The 14,659-nt window shown below is 70.8% G+C and carries 14 protein-coding genes; 11 read left to right on the top strand and 3 right to left on the bottom strand.

Translation table 11 applies throughout. The annotated features are described in order from the left end of the window. Window positions 1–13: 13 nt before the first annotated feature. Both R2D22_RS28335 and R2D22_RS28340 read right to left on the bottom strand, forming a co-directional pair. On the bottom strand, window positions 14–829 hold the full coding sequence (locus tag R2D22_RS28335) for an ABC transporter permease (RefSeq protein ID WP_318107525.1): 816 nt from the start codon (window positions 827–829) through the stop codon (window positions 14–16). Then, window positions 826–1,752, bottom strand: a complete 927-nt coding sequence (locus R2D22_RS28340) for an ABC transporter ATP-binding protein (protein WP_318107526.1) — start codon at window positions 1,750–1,752, stop codon at window positions 826–828. Before R2D22_RS28340 ends, R2D22_RS28335 begins: the two co-directional genes overlap by 4 nt. Before the next feature lie 203 nt (window positions 1,753–1,955). Between R2D22_RS28340 and R2D22_RS28345 the strand changes: the two genes are divergently transcribed. The 9 genes from R2D22_RS28345 to R2D22_RS28385 all read left to right on the top strand — a co-directional run bounded on the left by R2D22_RS28345 (window position 1,956) and on the right by R2D22_RS28385 (window position 12,360). Beyond that, window positions 1,956–5,537 (top strand): S8 family serine peptidase, encoded by a 3,582-nt coding sequence (locus R2D22_RS28345; RefSeq protein ID WP_318107527.1) that lies wholly within the window; start codon window positions 1,956–1,958, stop codon window positions 5,535–5,537. 189 nt (window positions 5,538–5,726) lie between these two features. Beyond that, window positions 5,727–6,452 carry a helix-turn-helix transcriptional regulator gene (locus tag R2D22_RS28350; protein ID WP_318107528.1) on the top strand — a complete coding sequence of 242 codons (726 nt, stop codon included), beginning with the start codon at window positions 5,727–5,729 and terminating at the stop codon, window positions 6,450–6,452. Continuing rightward, window positions 6,449–7,864: a Fe-S cluster assembly protein SufB gene (sufB, locus tag R2D22_RS28355; protein ID WP_318107529.1), complete on the top strand. Its 1,416-nt coding sequence runs from the start codon at window positions 6,449–6,451 to the stop codon at window positions 7,862–7,864. Before R2D22_RS28350 ends, sufB begins: the two co-directional genes overlap by 4 nt. Before the next feature lie 165 nt (window positions 7,865–8,029). Beyond that, window positions 8,030–9,211: a Fe-S cluster assembly protein SufD gene (gene sufD, locus R2D22_RS28360; protein WP_318107530.1), complete on the top strand. Its 1,182-nt coding sequence runs from the start codon at window positions 8,030–8,032 to the stop codon at window positions 9,209–9,211. Next, a complete protein-coding gene (locus R2D22_RS28365; RefSeq protein WP_030322524.1) occupies window positions 9,211–9,528 on the top strand; it encodes a bifunctional 3-phenylpropionate/cinnamic acid dioxygenase ferredoxin subunit in 318 nt (105 codons plus the stop codon). Before sufD ends, R2D22_RS28365 begins: the two co-directional genes overlap by 1 nt. A gap of 7 nt (window positions 9,529–9,535) precedes the next feature. Continuing rightward, window positions 9,536–10,300 (top strand): Fe-S cluster assembly ATPase SufC, encoded by a 765-nt coding sequence (sufC, locus tag R2D22_RS28370; RefSeq protein ID WP_046907885.1) that lies wholly within the window; start codon window positions 9,536–9,538, stop codon window positions 10,298–10,300. Next, complete coding sequence (locus R2D22_RS28375) at window positions 10,297–11,553, top strand: cysteine desulfurase (RefSeq protein ID WP_318107531.1); 1,257 nt, start codon at window positions 10,297–10,299, stop codon at window positions 11,551–11,553. The genes sufC and R2D22_RS28375 overlap by 4 nt, the downstream gene beginning before the upstream one ends. A 10-nt stretch (window positions 11,554–11,563) precedes the next feature. Next, window positions 11,564–12,025, top strand: a complete 462-nt coding sequence (gene sufU / locus R2D22_RS28380; protein ID WP_318107532.1) for a Fe-S cluster assembly sulfur transfer protein SufU — start codon at window positions 11,564–11,566, stop codon at window positions 12,023–12,025. Next, window positions 12,022–12,360, top strand: a complete 339-nt coding sequence (locus tag R2D22_RS28385) for a metal-sulfur cluster assembly factor (protein ID WP_318107533.1) — start codon at window positions 12,022–12,024, stop codon at window positions 12,358–12,360. Before sufU ends, R2D22_RS28385 begins: the two co-directional genes overlap by 4 nt. A gap of 72 nt (window positions 12,361–12,432) precedes the next feature. On the opposite strand, the gene R2D22_RS28390 is transcribed toward R2D22_RS28385, so the two are convergent. Next, window positions 12,433–13,458 carry a DUF7847 domain-containing protein gene (locus tag R2D22_RS28390; protein WP_318107534.1) on the bottom strand — a complete coding sequence of 342 codons (1,026 nt, stop codon included), beginning with the start codon at window positions 13,456–13,458 and terminating at the stop codon, window positions 12,433–12,435. Between the two features lie 275 nt (window positions 13,459–13,733). On the opposite strand from R2D22_RS28390, the gene R2D22_RS28395 reads away from it, so the two are divergent. Together R2D22_RS28395 and R2D22_RS28400 are read left to right on the top strand one after the other, a co-directional pair. After that, window positions 13,734–14,054: a DMT family transporter gene (locus R2D22_RS28395; protein WP_318107535.1), complete on the top strand. Its 321-nt coding sequence runs from the start codon at window positions 13,734–13,736 to the stop codon at window positions 14,052–14,054. Beyond that, window positions 14,054–14,608, top strand: coding sequence for a TetR/AcrR family transcriptional regulator (locus R2D22_RS28400; RefSeq protein ID WP_318107536.1), 555 nt, complete (start codon window positions 14,054–14,056; stop codon window positions 14,606–14,608). The genes R2D22_RS28395 and R2D22_RS28400 overlap by 1 nt, the downstream gene beginning before the upstream one ends. Window positions 14,609–14,659: the final 51 nt, after the last annotated feature.

Raw genomic sequence — 14,659 nt, forward strand, 5'->3', positions numbered from 1 at the left:
GCTGCTTTTCCCGTCACTCCCAGCGGAAGAACTTCGCCGCCGCGCCGAGGCCCAGGACGGCCCAGGCCGCCAGGATCCCCACCGCGCTCCACGGCAGGGCCGCGCCGCCCTGGAGCACGTCGCGCAGGCCGTCGGAGAGCGCCGAGATCGGCAGCAGCTCCAGGACCGTACGCGCCGCGTCCGGGAACCGGTCCAGCGGCACGATGACGCCGCCGCCGACCAGGAGCAGCAGGAAGACCAGGTTCGCGGCGGCCAGCGTCGCCTCGGCGCGCAGCGTGCCGGCCATCAGGAGCCCGAGGCCGGAGAAGGCGGCGGTGCCGAGGGCGAGCAGCAGCGCCACGGCGAGCGGGCTGCCCTGCGGGGACCAGCCGAGCGCCAGCGCGATCACGGTGAGCAGCGCGACCTGCAGGACCTCGGTGACCAGCACCGCGAGCGTCTTGGCGGTCATCAGCGCCCAGCGGGGGAGCGGCGAGGCGGCGAGCCGCTTGAGCACGCCGTAGCGGCGCTCGAAGCCGGTCGCGATGGCCTGGCCGGTGAAGGCGGTGGACATCACGGCGAGGGCGAGGACGCCCGGGGCCAGGAAGTCGACGGCCTCGTCCGAGCCGCCTGTCCTTGAAACGGGCACAGTGACGATGTCGACGGTCGAGAACAGCACCAGCAGCAGGGACGGGATGATCACCGTCAGGAGCAGCTGTTCGCCGTTGCGCAGCAGCATCTTCGTCTCGAACGCGGCCTGCGCGGCGATCATGCGTCCGACGGGGGCGCCGCCGGGCTTCGGCGCGTACATGCCCGTGCCCGTGGTCGTGCCCGAGCTCGTACCGGTGCTCATCCGCGCAGCTCCCTGCCGGTCAGTTCCAAGAAGACGTCTTCGAGGGTGTGGCGCTCGACGGAGATGCCGTCCGGCATGACCCCGTGCTGGGCGCACCAGCTCGTGACGGTGGCGAGCAGCTGGGGGCCGACCTCGCCGCTGATCCGGTACGCGCCGGGAGTCGGCTCGGCGGCCTGGGTGCCGTCCGGGAGGGCCTTGAGGAGGGAGCCGAGGTCGAGACCGGGGCGGCCGGTGAAGCGCAGGGTGTTCTCGGCGCCGCCGCGGCACAGCTCCTCGGGGCTGCCCTGGCGGGCGACCCGGCCGGCGTCGATGATCGCGACGTCGTCGGCGAGCTGCTCGGCCTCGTCCATGAAGTGGGTGGTGAGGACGACCGTGACGCCGTCCGCGCGCAGCTCCCGGACCAGGTCCCAGGTGGCGCGGCGGGCCTGCGGGTCGAGGCCGGCGGTCGGCTCGTCCAGGAAGACCAGCTCGGGGCGGCCCACGACGGCCATCGCGAGCGCGAGCCGCTGCTGCTGGCCGCCGGAGAGCCGCCGGTAGGTCGTCCGGCCGCAGGTGCCGAGCCCGAGGCGTTCGATCAGCGCGTCCACGTCGAGCGGGTGGGCGTGCAGCTTCGCGGTGTGGCGGAGCATCTCCTCGGCGCGGGCGCCGGAGTAGACGCCGCCGGACTGGAGCATCACGCCGATCAGCGGCCGCAGCGCCTCGCCCTGGTTGACCGGGTCGAGGCCGAGGACGCGGACGGTGCCCGCGTCGGGCCTGCGGTAGCCCTCGCAGGTCTCGATCGTGGTGGTCTTGCCGGCGCCGTTGGGGCCGAGGACGGCGGTCACCGTCCCGGCCCGGACGCCGAGGTCGAGGCCGTCGACTGCGGTCTTGGTCCCGTACCGCTTCACCAGGCCCCGGACCTGGACGACGGACTCGTTGTTCATGCCGGGAAGTCTAGAGAGCCGTCACGGACACCCTGGCGCCGGGGAGACGGGTGGGGCCAACGGGGCAGGAATGGCCGGAACTTACCGTTCGATTCGGTTCGATTCACCCACATGTACCTGCCAAGTCCTTCACGATCGACGAACGGTACGTACTGACCGGCGCCCTTCGTGAAGGAGAGTCCGTGGCCCTAAGCCGCAGATCCATGTCCAGACCGGTGCACAGAACAGCGTTCGCCGCCCTGACCGCCGCCGCCGTCGTCCTCCCCCTCGCCCTGGCCGCCGCACCCGCCCAGGCCCAGGACCCGGAGGCCCGGCAGCCCACCTCCCTCAGCCGGAAGACCGACGCCTCGCTCGTGCGCGAGCTGGCCGGCGGCGGCAAGCGGACCTTCTGGGTCACCCTCGCCTCCGAGGCCGACACGGCCGCCGCCCGCAGGGCCTCCGGCAAGGCCGCCAAGGCCCGCGCGCTGCGCTCCGCCAAGATCGCGCACGCCGAGAAGACCCAGGCCGGCGTCCGGGCGCTGGTGAAGGCGGCCGGTGGGACGTACGAGTCCTTCTGGATCGCCGACACGCTCAAGGTCACCGGTGACAAGGCGCTCGCCGAGAAGATCGCCGCCCGCCCCGAGGTCGCGGAGATCGAGGCCGACGACCCCGTCGAGCTGCCGGATCCGCTGCCCGGCCGGGCGGAGCCGCGCACCGACGCCGTCGAGTGGAACGTCGACCGGATCGGCGCCCCGCGGGTCTGGGACGAGCTGGGCGTACGCGGCGAGGGCATCACGGTCGCCAACATCGACTCCGGCGTCCAGCACGACCACCCTGCGGTGAAGGCCGCCTACCGGGGTCTGAAGGCGGACGGCACGTACGACCACGCCTACAACTGGTTCGACCCGGCCAAGATCTGCTCCGGCACCGCGCCCTGCGACAACAACGGCCACGGCACCCACACCATGGGCACGATGGTCGGCGACGACGGCGCCGGGAACCGCGTCGGCGTCGCCCCCGGCGCGCGCTGGATCGCCGCCAAGGGCTGCGAGACCAGCTCCTGCTCGCGCGACTCGCTGCTGCGCTCCGGCGAGTGGATCGTCGCCCCCACCGACGCGAACGGGCAGAACCCGCGCCCCGACCTCGCCCCAGACGTGGTGAACAACTCCTGGGGCAGCAACGTCCTGGACACCTGGTACAAGGCCACCGTCCAGGCCTGGCGGGACGCCGGGATCTTCCCCGCGTTCTCCAACGGCAACAACGGCCCCGGCTGCAACACCGCGGGCTCCCCGGGCTCGTACGTGAACAGCTACTCGTCCGGCGCCTTCGGCATCGACAACGCCATCGCCTCGTTCTCGGCGCGCGGCACCGGCGAGGCCGGCGGGATCAAGCCGAACCTGGCCGCGCCCGGCGTCAACGTCCGCGCGTCCTGGAACAACGGCGGCTACAACACCATCTCCGGCACCTCGATGGCCTCCCCGCACACCGCCGCCACGGTCGCCCTGATGTGGTCCGCCTCGCCCGCGCTCCGCGGCAACGTGACGGAGACCGAGAAGCTGCTCGACTCCACCGCGATCGACGTCGACGCGACGGCCTGCGGCGGCACCGCCGCCGACAACAACGTCTTCGGCGAGGGCCGGCTCGACGCCTTCGCGGCCGTCTCCGCCGCCCCGCGCGGCCCGCTCGGCGCGGTCCGCGGCACGGTCACCGCCGCCGGCGCCCCCGTCGCCGACGCGACGCTGCGCTTCGACGGCCCGATGAAGGCCACCGCCACCAGCGGCGCGGACGGCGGCTACGCCCTGCCCAAGCTGATGACCGGCGACTACACGGTCAGCGTGAGCAAGTTCGGGTACGTCACCGCCACCGGCGCGGTCACCGTTACCGAGGGCGGCTCCGCCGTGCGCGACTTCGCCCTCGACGAGGCGGCGTCCGCCGACGTCACCGGCGTCGTGACCGGCGGGACCGGCCCGGAGGCCGGCGCGCTGCTCACGGCCCAGGGCACGCCCGTGACCGGGAGGACCGGCACGGACGGCCGTTACACGCTGCGCCTGCCGTACGGCACGTACCAGCTGAACGTCGTCCCGGCGCACCGCTGCGCCTCGGCGACCACCGTCCAGGTCGAGGTCACCGGGGCGACGACGAAGAACGTCGAGCTCCCGTCCCGTACCGACGCGTTCGGCACGGCCTGCTCGGTCTCCACGTCCGGCGACTTCCCGTCGGGCACGACCAAGCTGGCGTACGCCGGCACCACCTTCGGCACCGCGACCTTCGCGCTGCCCTTCCCCGTGCCCTTCTACGGCAAGACCTACCGGCAGGCCACGGCCTCGGTGGACGGCGTGCTCTCCTTCGGCGCGTCCTCCACGTCCAGCGCCAACACCACCCTGCCGACCACGTCGACCCCGAACGGCGCGCTCTACCCGTTCTGGGACAACCTCACGGTCGACGCCGAGGCGGGCGTGTACTGGGCCGCCACCGGCACCGCCCCGCACCGGAAGATCGTCGTCGAGTGGCGCAACGCGCTGCTCGCCGGCTCGGCCTCCGGCGAGCGGATCTCCTTCGCCGCCGTGCTGAGCGAGGACGGCTCCGCGTCCCTGCACTACAAGGACGTCTCCGGAACCGGCCTGGAGAACGGCTCGTCGGCGACGATCGGCGCCGAGAGCCACGACGGCGCGGACGCGCTGCTGTACTCGTTCAACGAGGGCACGCTCCGCGACGGCACGACGATCTCGCTGCGCCAGACCCGGACCGCGGTCGTCACCGGCAAGGTGATCGACGGCAACGACGGGCTGCCGGTCGCGGGCGCGAGCGTCACCGCCAGCAGCGGCGGCCTCGGCCCGTCCGAGCTCACCGACGCGAGCGGGGTCTACCTGCTCCAGATGCCGGCGGAGTGGCGCGACTACGACATCTACGTCTCCGCCGGGTACTACTGGACCGACCGGACGCTCATCACGGCCCAGAACGGCCAGGTGTACGTCTTCGACAGCGAGATCGCCACCGCCAGGGTCACCGCCGACACCGAGTCCCTCACCGTGATCGCCCCGCCGGGCGCCACCCGGACCCGGGCGGTGAACGTGGTGAACACCGGCAGCGTGCCCACCACCTTCACGGTCACGGAGAAGGACGGGAAGGGCTGGATCACGGCCTCCCCGGCCTCCGGCTCCCTGGAGGGCGCCGGCATGGATCCGTACGACCGGGCGAAGGTGACCGTCACCTTCGACACCACCGGCGTGGCCCCGGGCACCGTGCTCACCGGCACGCTCCAGGTGAAGTCGCACAGCGGCCGCAAGCCGGTGACCGACATCCCGGTGAAGCTCGTCGTCCCGGCGTACCGGACCGCGATCGACGCCGGCGCCAACGCGGAGTCGACCGACACGCTCGGCGACACCTGGGGCCCGGACCGCAAGTACGCCGCGGGCTCGTACGGCCATCTGGGCACCACCACGGCGCCGTCCACCACCCGTGAGATCGCCGGCGCCGCCGACCCGACGCTGTACCGGACCGCCCGCCAGGGCATGTACGAGTACCGCTTCGACGGCCTGCCCGCCGGCACCTACCAGATCGAACTGGGCTTCGCCGAGCTCGCCGGCAAGGCCCCGACCGACCGGGTCTTCGACGTGATGGCGGAGGGCGTGCAGTTCGTGCCGAACCTCGACCTCGCGCTGGAGGCGGGGGTGCGCACCGCGCACGACCGGACGTTCACCGTGAAGGTCACGGACGGGCAGCTCAATCTCCGGTTCGTCGCGAATGCCGGAAAGCCGCTGGTCAACTCGGTCCGGGTGACGGAGCGCCCCGATCTGACCGGCTGATTCACACGCCGGAACGCTTCCGGGACGACCGCGGCCGCACCCTCCGGGGTGCGGCCGTCGGCCGTTCCGGAAAGCGCCCCGGAGATCGTTTCCGCAGGTCAGGTAAGCCTTACCTGAGTGATGCACGGCACCGCGTGCCTGCTCGGACGCGGCTTGTCACTCCTCGGAGAATTACGCAACAATGGCGTTGTGAAAAACGTCGGCGAGGCTCCGGAGGAACTCGCGACCGGTGAGCGATCGACGCGGAACCGGGTCGCGCGCTCCATCCTGGACCACGGCCCCTCCACGGTCGCCGACCTCGCGGAGCGGCTCCGCCTCACCCAGGCAGCCGTCCGCCGCCACCTCGACTCGCTCGTCTCCGAGAACGTGGTCGAGGCGCGGGAGAAGCGCGTCTACGGCGCCCGTACCCGGGGCCGCCCCGCCAAGGTCTTCGCACTGACCGACTGCGGACGCGACGCCTTCGACCAGTCCTACGACTCGCTCGCCGTGGAAGCCCTGCGCTGGATCGAGCGGAACGCCGGCGGAGAGGCGGCCGTGGCCGCCTTCGCCCGCGACCGCGTTGAGGCCCAGGCCGAGGCGTACCGGACGGCCGTCGAGTCGGCGGACCCCGCCGAGCGCACCGAGGCCCTGGCCAAGGCGCTCACGGCGGACGGGTACGCTGCCACTGCGCGTCACGCGCCGGTCGGCGAGCAGCTCTGCCAGCACCACTGCCCGGTCGCCCACGTCGCCGAGCAGTACCCCCAGCTGTGCGAGGCGGAGACGGAGATCTTCTCCCGCCTCTTGGGAACGCACGTCCAGCGTCTGGCCACCATCGCGCATGGTGACGGCGTCTGCACCACGTTCATCCCGCACGGCGCCCCACAGACCACCCCTTCATCACCATCCGCAAGCACGGCCGGGAGGAACCCCGCATGACCACCGAGATCAGCCACCCCGAGCTCGAGGGCCTGGGTCGGTACGAGTACGGCTGGGCCGACTCCGACGCGGCCGGTGCCGCCGCCCAGCGCGGTCTCTCCGAGGACGTCGTCCGCGACATCTCCGCGAAGAAGAACGAGCCCGAGTGGATGCTGAAGCTGCGTCTCAAGGGTCTGCGCCTCTTCGGCAAGAAGCCCATGCCGACCTGGGGCTCCGACCTGTCGGGCATCGACTTCGACAACATCAAGTACTTCGTCCGGTCCACCGAGAAGCAGGCCGAGTCCTGGGAGGACCTGCCGGAGGACATCAAGAACACGTACGACAAGCTCGGCATCCCGGAGGCGGAGAAGCAGCGCCTCGTCGCCGGTGTCGCGGCCCAGTACGAGTCCGAGGTCGTCTACCACCAGATCCGCGAGGACCTGGAGGAGCAGGGCGTCATCTTCGTCGACACCGACACCGCGCTGAAGGAGCACGAGGAGCTCTTCAAGGAGTACTTCGGCACCGTCATCCCGGTCGGCGACAACAAGTTCGCCTCGCTGAACACGGCCGTGTGGTCCGGCGGCTCCTTCATCTACGTGCCGAAGGGCGTGCACGTCGAGATCCCGCTGCAGGCCTACTTCCGTATCAACACGGAGAACATGGGCCAGTTCGAGCGGACGCTGATCATCGTCGACGAGGACGCCTACGTCCACTACGTCGAGGGCTGCACCGCCCCGATCTACTCCTCGGACTCGCTGCACAGCGCCGTCGTCGAGATCATCGTGAAGAAGGGCGGCCGCTGCCGCTACACGACCATCCAGAACTGGTCGAACAACGTCTACAACCTGGTGACCAAGCGCGCCGTCGCCTACGAGGGCGCGACCATGGAGTGGGTCGACGGCAACATCGGCTCCAAGGTCACCATGAAGTACCCGGCCGTCTACCTGATGGGCGAGCACGCCAAGGGCGAGACCCTCTCGATCGCCTTCGCGGGCGAGGGCCAGCACCAGGACGCGGGCGCCAAGATGGTCCACATGGCCCCGAACACCTCCTCCAACATCGTCTCCAAGTCGGTGGCGCGAGGCGGCGGCCGCACCTCCTACCGCGGTCTGATCGAGATCGGCGAGGGCGCCCCGGGCGCCAAGTCGAACGTGCTCTGCGACGCGCTGCTCGTCGACACGATCTCCCGCTCCGACACGTACCCGTACGTGGACGTCCGCGAGGACGACGTCTCCATGGGCCACGAGGCCACCGTCTCCAAGGTCTCCGAGGACCAGCTCTTCTACCTGATGAGCCGCGGCCTCACCGAGTTCGAGGCGATGGCGATGATCGTGCGCGGCTTCGTCGAGCCGATCGCCAAGGAGCTGCCGATGGAGTACGCGCTGGAACTCAACCGGCTGATCGAGCTGCAGATGGAAGGCGCGGTGGGCTAGAGCGCCCCGCAGACCAGGCAAACGACCAGGGCTCAGTCGCTGAGCCCCGCGAGCCCGCCGCACGGCGGCAGGTTCTCGGCCGGCGCCGAAAGGCGCCCGGCCGGACCGGCCCTCCGCACGGGGCGGGCCCGTACGACGAGGCAGGAAGAGAGCAAGACGACAGCCATGGCTGAGGCTCAGAACATCCCGGCGGGCTCCACCACCGCCGGTTCGATCGCGGTGGCCGCCGAGTCCACCGTCGCCACCCGCATGAGTGCCCCGCCGTCCTTCGACGTCGCGGACTTCCCGGTTCCGCACGGCCGCGAGGAGGAGTGGCGCTTCACCCCGCTGGAGCGCCTGCGCGGCCTGCACGACGGCACCGCCGTCGCGTCCGGCGAAGGCGTCCGCATCGAGGTCGAGGCCCCCGAGGGCGTCACCGTGGAGACCGTGGGCCGCGACGACGCGCGCCTCGGGAAGGCCGGCACGCCGGTCGACCGGGTCGCCGCCCAGGCGTACACCTCCTTCGAGAAGGCCTCGGTCGTCACCGTCGCCAAGGAGACCGTGCTCACCGAGCCGATCCGCATCGCCGTGCACGGCGAGGGCGGCGTCGCCTTCGGCCACCAGGTGATCGAGCTCGGCGCCTTCGCCGAGGCCGTCGTCGTCATCGACCACACCGGTGACGCGGTGCTCGCCGCCAACGTCGACTACGTGCTCGGCGACGGCGCCAAGCTCACCGTCGTCTCCGTCCAGGACTGGGACGAGAAGGCCGTCCACGTCGCCCAGCACAACGCGCTGGTCGGCCGCGACGCCTCCCTCAAGTCGGTCGTGGTGACCTTCGGCGGCGACGTCGTCCGCATCCACCCGCGCGTGACGTACGCGGCCCCCGGCGGCGAGGCCGAGCTGCTCGGCCTGTACTTCACCGACGCCGGCCAGCACCAGGAGCACCGCCTCCTGGTCACCCACAACGTCCCGCACTGCAAGTCCAACGTGGCCTACAAGGGCGCGCTGCAGGGCCAGGACGCGCACGCCGTCTGGATCGGCGACGTCCTCATCGAGGCCAAGGCCGAGGGCACCGACACCTACGAGCTCAACCGGAACCTGGTCCTCACGGACGGCGCCCGGGTCGACTCGGTGCCGAACCTGGAGATCGAGACCGGCGAGATCGCCGGCGCCGGCCACGCCTCGGCCACCGGTCGCTTCGACGACGAGCAGCTCTTCTACCTGATGTCCCGCGGCATCCCGGAGGTCGAGGCCCGCCGCCTCGTCGTCCGCGGCTTCTTCGCGGAGCTGGTCCAGCAGATCGGTCTGCCGGACGTCGAGGAGCGCCTCATCGCCAAGATCGAGGCCGAGCTGGAGGCTTCCGTCTGATGGCCTTCGTCCGAGTCTGCGCACTGAGCGAGCTGGAGGCCGACACCCCCAAGCGGGTCGAGGTCGACGGCACGCCGGTGTCGGTCGTCCACACCGAGGGCGAGGTGTTCGCGATCAACGACATCTGCTCGCATGCGAACGTCTCCCTCTCGGAGGGCGAGGTCGAGGACTGCGCCATCGAGTGCTGGCTGCACGGCTCCAGCTTCGACCTCCGCACCGGCAAGCCGTCCGGCCTTCCCGCGACGCGCCCCGTCCCCGTATACCCCGTAAAGATCGAAGGGGACGATGTGCTCGTCTCCGTCACCCAGGAGTCCTGAGTCACCCATGGCAACGCTTGAAATCCACGACCTGCACGTCTCCGTCGAGGCCGAGAACGGCCCCCGGGAGATCCTCAAGGGTGTCGACCTGACCATCAAGCAGGGCGAGACCCACGCCGTCATGGGCCCGAACGGCTCCGGCAAGTCGACCCTGGCGTACTCGCTGGCCGGCCACCCGAAGTACACGATCACCGGCGGCACCGTCACCCTCGACGGCGAGGACGTCCTGGAGATGTCGGTCGACGAGCGCGCCCGCGCCGGTGTCTTCCTGGCCATGCAGTACCCGGTCGAGGTCCCGGGTGTCTCGGTCTCCAACTTCCTGCGCACCTCCGCCACCGCCGTCCGCGGCGAGGCGCCCAAGCTGCGTACCTGGGTGAAGGAGGTCAAGTCCGCGATGGAGCAGCTCCAGATGGACCCGGCCTTCGCCGAGCGCAACGTCAACGAGGGCTTTTCCGGCGGTGAGAAGAAGCGCCACGAGATCCTGCAGCTGGAGCTCCTCAAGCCGAAGATCGCGATCCTCGACGAGACCGACTCCGGCCTCGACGTCGACGCGCTGCGCATCGTCTCCGAGGGCGTCAACCGCGTCCGCGAGACCGGCGAGGTCGGCACCCTGCTGATCACCCACTACACGCGGATCCTCCGCTACATCAAGCCCGACTTCGTGCACGTGTTCGCGAACGGCCGCATCGTCGAGTCCGGCGGCGCCGAGCTCGCGGACCAGCTGGAGAACGAGGGCTACGACAAGTACGTGAAGGGCGGCGCATCCGCGTGACACAGCTGCCGGGCCTCCTCGACACCGAGGCGATCCGCAAGGACTTCCCCCTGCTGGATCGTGTGGTCCACGACGGGAAGAAGATCGTCTACCTGGACTCCGCCGCGACCTCGCAGAAGCCGCGTCAGGTCCTCGACGCGCTGAACGCGTACTACGAGCGGCACAACGCGAACGTTCACCGCGGCGTGTACACGGTCGCCGAGGAGGCCACGGCGCTGTACGAAGGCGCCCGCGACAAGGTCGCCGCCTTCATCAACGCGCCGAGCCGCGACGAGGTGATCTTCACCAAGAACGCCTCCGAGTCGCTCAACCTCGTGGCCAACATGCTCGGTTGGGCCGACGAGCCCTACCGGGTGGACCACGAGACCGAGATCGTCATCACGGAGATGGAGCACCACTCCAACATCGTCCCGTGGCAGCTGCTCTCGCAGCGCACCGGCGCGAAGCTGAAGTGGTTCGGCCTCACCGACGACGGCCGCCTCGACCTCTCCAACATCGACGAGCTGATCACCGAGAAGACCAAGGTCGTCTCGTTCACGCTGGTCTCCAACCTGCTGGGCACGGTCAACCCGGTCGAGACGATCGTCCGGCGCGCCCAGGAGGTCGGCGCACTGGTCTGCATCGACGCCTCGCAGGCCGCCCCGCACATGGTGCTCGACGTGCAGGCGCTGCAGGCCGACTTCGTGGCCTTCACCGGCCACAAGATGTGCGCCCCGACCGGCATCGGCGTGCTGTGGGGACGGCAGGAACTCCTGGAGGACCTGCCGCCGTTCCTCGGCGGCGGCGAGATGATCGAGACCGTCTCGATGCACTCGTCGACGTACGCGCCGGCGCCGCACAAGTTCGAGGCGGGCACGCCCCCGATCGCGCAGGCCGTCGGCCTCGGCGCGGCCGTGGACTACCTGTCGGCGATCGGCATGGAGAACATCCAGCGCCACGAGCACGCGATCACCGAGTACGCGGTGAAGCGCCTGCAGGAGGTCCCCGACCTGCGGATCATCGGCCCCACCACGGCCGAGGACCGCGGCGCCGCGATCTCCTTCGTGCTCGGCGACATCCACCCGCACGACGTGGGCCAGGTCCTCGACGAGGAGGGCATCGCGGTCCGGGTCGGCCACCACTGCGCGCGGCCGGTCTGCCTGCGGTACGGAATTCCTGCGACCACGCGGGCGTCGTTCTATCTGTACTCCACCCCGGCCGAGGTCGACGCCCTGGTCGCGGGTCTGGAGCACGTACGGAACTTCTTCGGCTAGGGGACGGCTCGTGAAGCTGGATTCGATGTACCAGGACGTCATCCTGGACCACTACAAGCACCCGCACGGGCGCGGTCTGCGGGACGGCGATGCCGAGGTGCACCACGTCAACCCCACGTGCGGCGACGAGATCACGCTCCGCGTGAAGTACGACGGCTCGCGCATCGAGGACGTGTCGTACGAGGGCCAGGGCTGCTCCATCAGCCAGGCCTCGGCGTCCGTCCTGAACGAGCTGCTCGTCGGCAAGGAGCTGGCCGAGGCGCAGAAGATCCAGGGCACCTTCCTGGAGCTGATGCAGTCCAAGGGCCAGATCGAGCCGGACGACGCGATGGAGGAGATCCTGGAGGACGCGGTCGCGTTCGCCGGTGTCTCGAAGTACCCGGCCCGGGTGAAGTGCGCGCTGCTCAGCTGGATGGCGTGGAAGGACGCGACGGCCCAGGCGCTGGGCGACGCGGAGAGGAAGACGGCATGACCGAGAACGCCGAGGCCACGATGAAGCCGGCCTCCGAGGAAGAAGTCCGTGAGGCGCTGTACGACGTCGTCGACCCCGAGCTGGGCATCGACGTGGTCAACCTGGGCCTGATCTACGGCATCCACATCGACGACGCGAACATCGCGACGCTCGACATGACGCTGACGTCGGCGGCCTGTCCGCTGACCGACGTGATCGAGGACCAGGCGAAGGCGGCGACCGACGGCATCGTCAACGAGCTGCGGATCAACTGGGTCTGGATGCCGCCGTGGGGCCCGGACAAGATCACCGACGACGGCCGCGAGCAGCTGCGCGCGCTCGGCTTCAACGTCTGACCGCTCCGTGCGAGAGGGCCGCACCCCACCGGGGTGCGGCCCTCTCGCCGTGCTCAGGGTGCTCTCCCGTGCTCAGAAGCTGCCGGGCGGCTGCGGGGGCAGCCCCGCGCTCTCGGCCAGGACCTGGGCGAGGTTCTCGTTGCGGATCCTCTGGTCGACGTAGAGGAGGCCGTTGACCAGGGGCGGGAACGTGGTCTGGATGAGGTAGCCGATCAGCTGGCCCACCAGGGTGATCACGAGATAGACGGAGAAGACCGAAAGGATCTCCGAGAGCTCCGGGTGGTCGCCGAGGTCCGAGGCGGCGGCCATGGCGGGGAACATCCCGATCATGCTGAGGATCTGCTGGATCACCCCGGCCACCACTCCGGCCATCAGGGCGGCCAGCAGCGAGATGCCGAAGACCGGCCACCAGCGCCCGCGCACCAGCCGCGAGGAGCGGCGCAGCGCCCCCACCGGCCCCTGCTTCTCGAAGACGACGGCCGCGGGGGCCAGGCTGAACTTCACGTAGAGCCAGACCGTCGGGACGACCGCCAGCAGGGCTGCGACCACGCCGAACACCAGGAAGGCGCCGACGGCCTCGTCGCTGTCGCCGGCGGCGGAGGCCGACGCGCCGACGAGGCCGATCACGAGGGCGAACAGCACGAACAGCACCGGGATCATGCCGATCAGCCCGGTGAGGATGCTCGCGCCGATGAGGGCGGGCACCCGGGGCAGCGCCTGCCGCCACACGGAGCCGATGCTCGCCGGCCCGCCGAGGACCGCTTCCTGGAGGGTGGCCAGCAGCGCCGCCTGAACGATCGAGACGGCGAGGACGTACCCGATCAGGGCGACGGCCGCGACACACACGACGGCGACGACGAAGGGCTGGATCGTCTCCCACTCCGGCTCGGGGCCGGAGGGCTGGTCGAGCGTGTCGATCAGCGTGGTGAACGAGTCGCTCACCGCGGAGATCGCCACGACCGCGGCGAGGCAGACGACCACCAGGTACGCGCCGAAGACCGCCGTGGTGAGGCCGAACACCGGCCCCTTGTACCGCCCGATGGTCGACATGGCGCCGCCCAGGATCTCGCCCAGGGTGAGCGGCTTCAGCGGGATCACCCCGGGCTTCGGCGCCGCCGGCGGCATCCACCCGCCCCAGCCCGGCGTGCCGGGACCACCGGGACCACCGGGGCCGACGGGACCCCCGGGACCTCCTGGCGGGTTCCCGTACGGATCTCCGTACGGACCCCACCCCGTGTTCTGCGACATTTCCCCGCTCCCTGCGTCCTGTTCTCGCCCCCGAGTGGTGACCGGAACACGGTATCGGGAGGGGACATGCCAAGGACACGGGCCTGCTGCGTACGCCCGTACACATCGCCGGGTACGCTCCGCGCATGGGATACGCACTACTGGCCGGCGCCATCGCGGCCGAGGTCGCCGGAACCACGGCGCTCAAGTACAGCGAGGGCTTCTCGAAGTTCTGGCCCTCGCTGATCACCGTCGTCGGCTACCTGATCTCCTTCGTCCTGCTGGCGCAGACCCTGAAGACCGTCGGGGTCGGCACGGCGTACGCGATCTGGTCCGGCGTCGGCACCGCCGCCATCGCCGCGATCGGCATCCTGTTCATGGGCGAGTCGACGGACGCGGCGAAGATCGCCGGAATCGCGCTGATCATCGTCGGCTGCGTCGTCATCAACCTCGGCGGCGCCCACTGATGGCCCGGGCCCGCCGGTACGACCCCGACCGGCGCGGGCGGATCGTCGACGCGGCGCTCCGGGTCGTCGGCCGGGCCGGCCTCGCCGGGCTCACCCACCGCACGGTGGCCGCCGAGGCGGACGTGCCGCTGGGCTCCACCACGTACCACTTCGCCTCCCTCGACGAACTCCTCGTCGCCGCGCTCCGCCGGGCGAACGAGGGGTTCGCCGGGCTGCTCCGGGACGACCCGGCGCTCGCCGCCCCGGCCGCCGACCTGCCGACGGAACTGGCCCGGCTCATGGGCCGCTGGCTGAGCGGCGAACGCACCGGCGTGGAGCTGGAGTACGAGCTCTACCTCGCCGCGCTGCGCCGGCCCGCGCTGCGGCCGGTCGCCGCCGAATGGACGGAGGCGGTCACCGGACTCCTGGCCCCGCGCACCGACCCCGCCACGGCCCGCGCCGTCGTGGCGCTGATGGACGGGATCTGCCTCCAGGTGCTGCTGACGGACGACGCGTACGACGAGGGCTACGCGCGCGAGATGCTGTCGCGGGTCCTCGCCCCGCGGGAACCGTGAACCCGTTCCGGCTCTGCGGGCAACAACGGGTGTGACAGCAACCGACTACCG

The organism is Streptomyces sp. HUAS YS2 (assembly GCF_033343995.1).
Taxonomy (GTDB): domain Bacteria; phylum Actinomycetota; class Actinomycetes; order Streptomycetales; family Streptomycetaceae; genus Streptomyces; species Streptomyces solicathayae.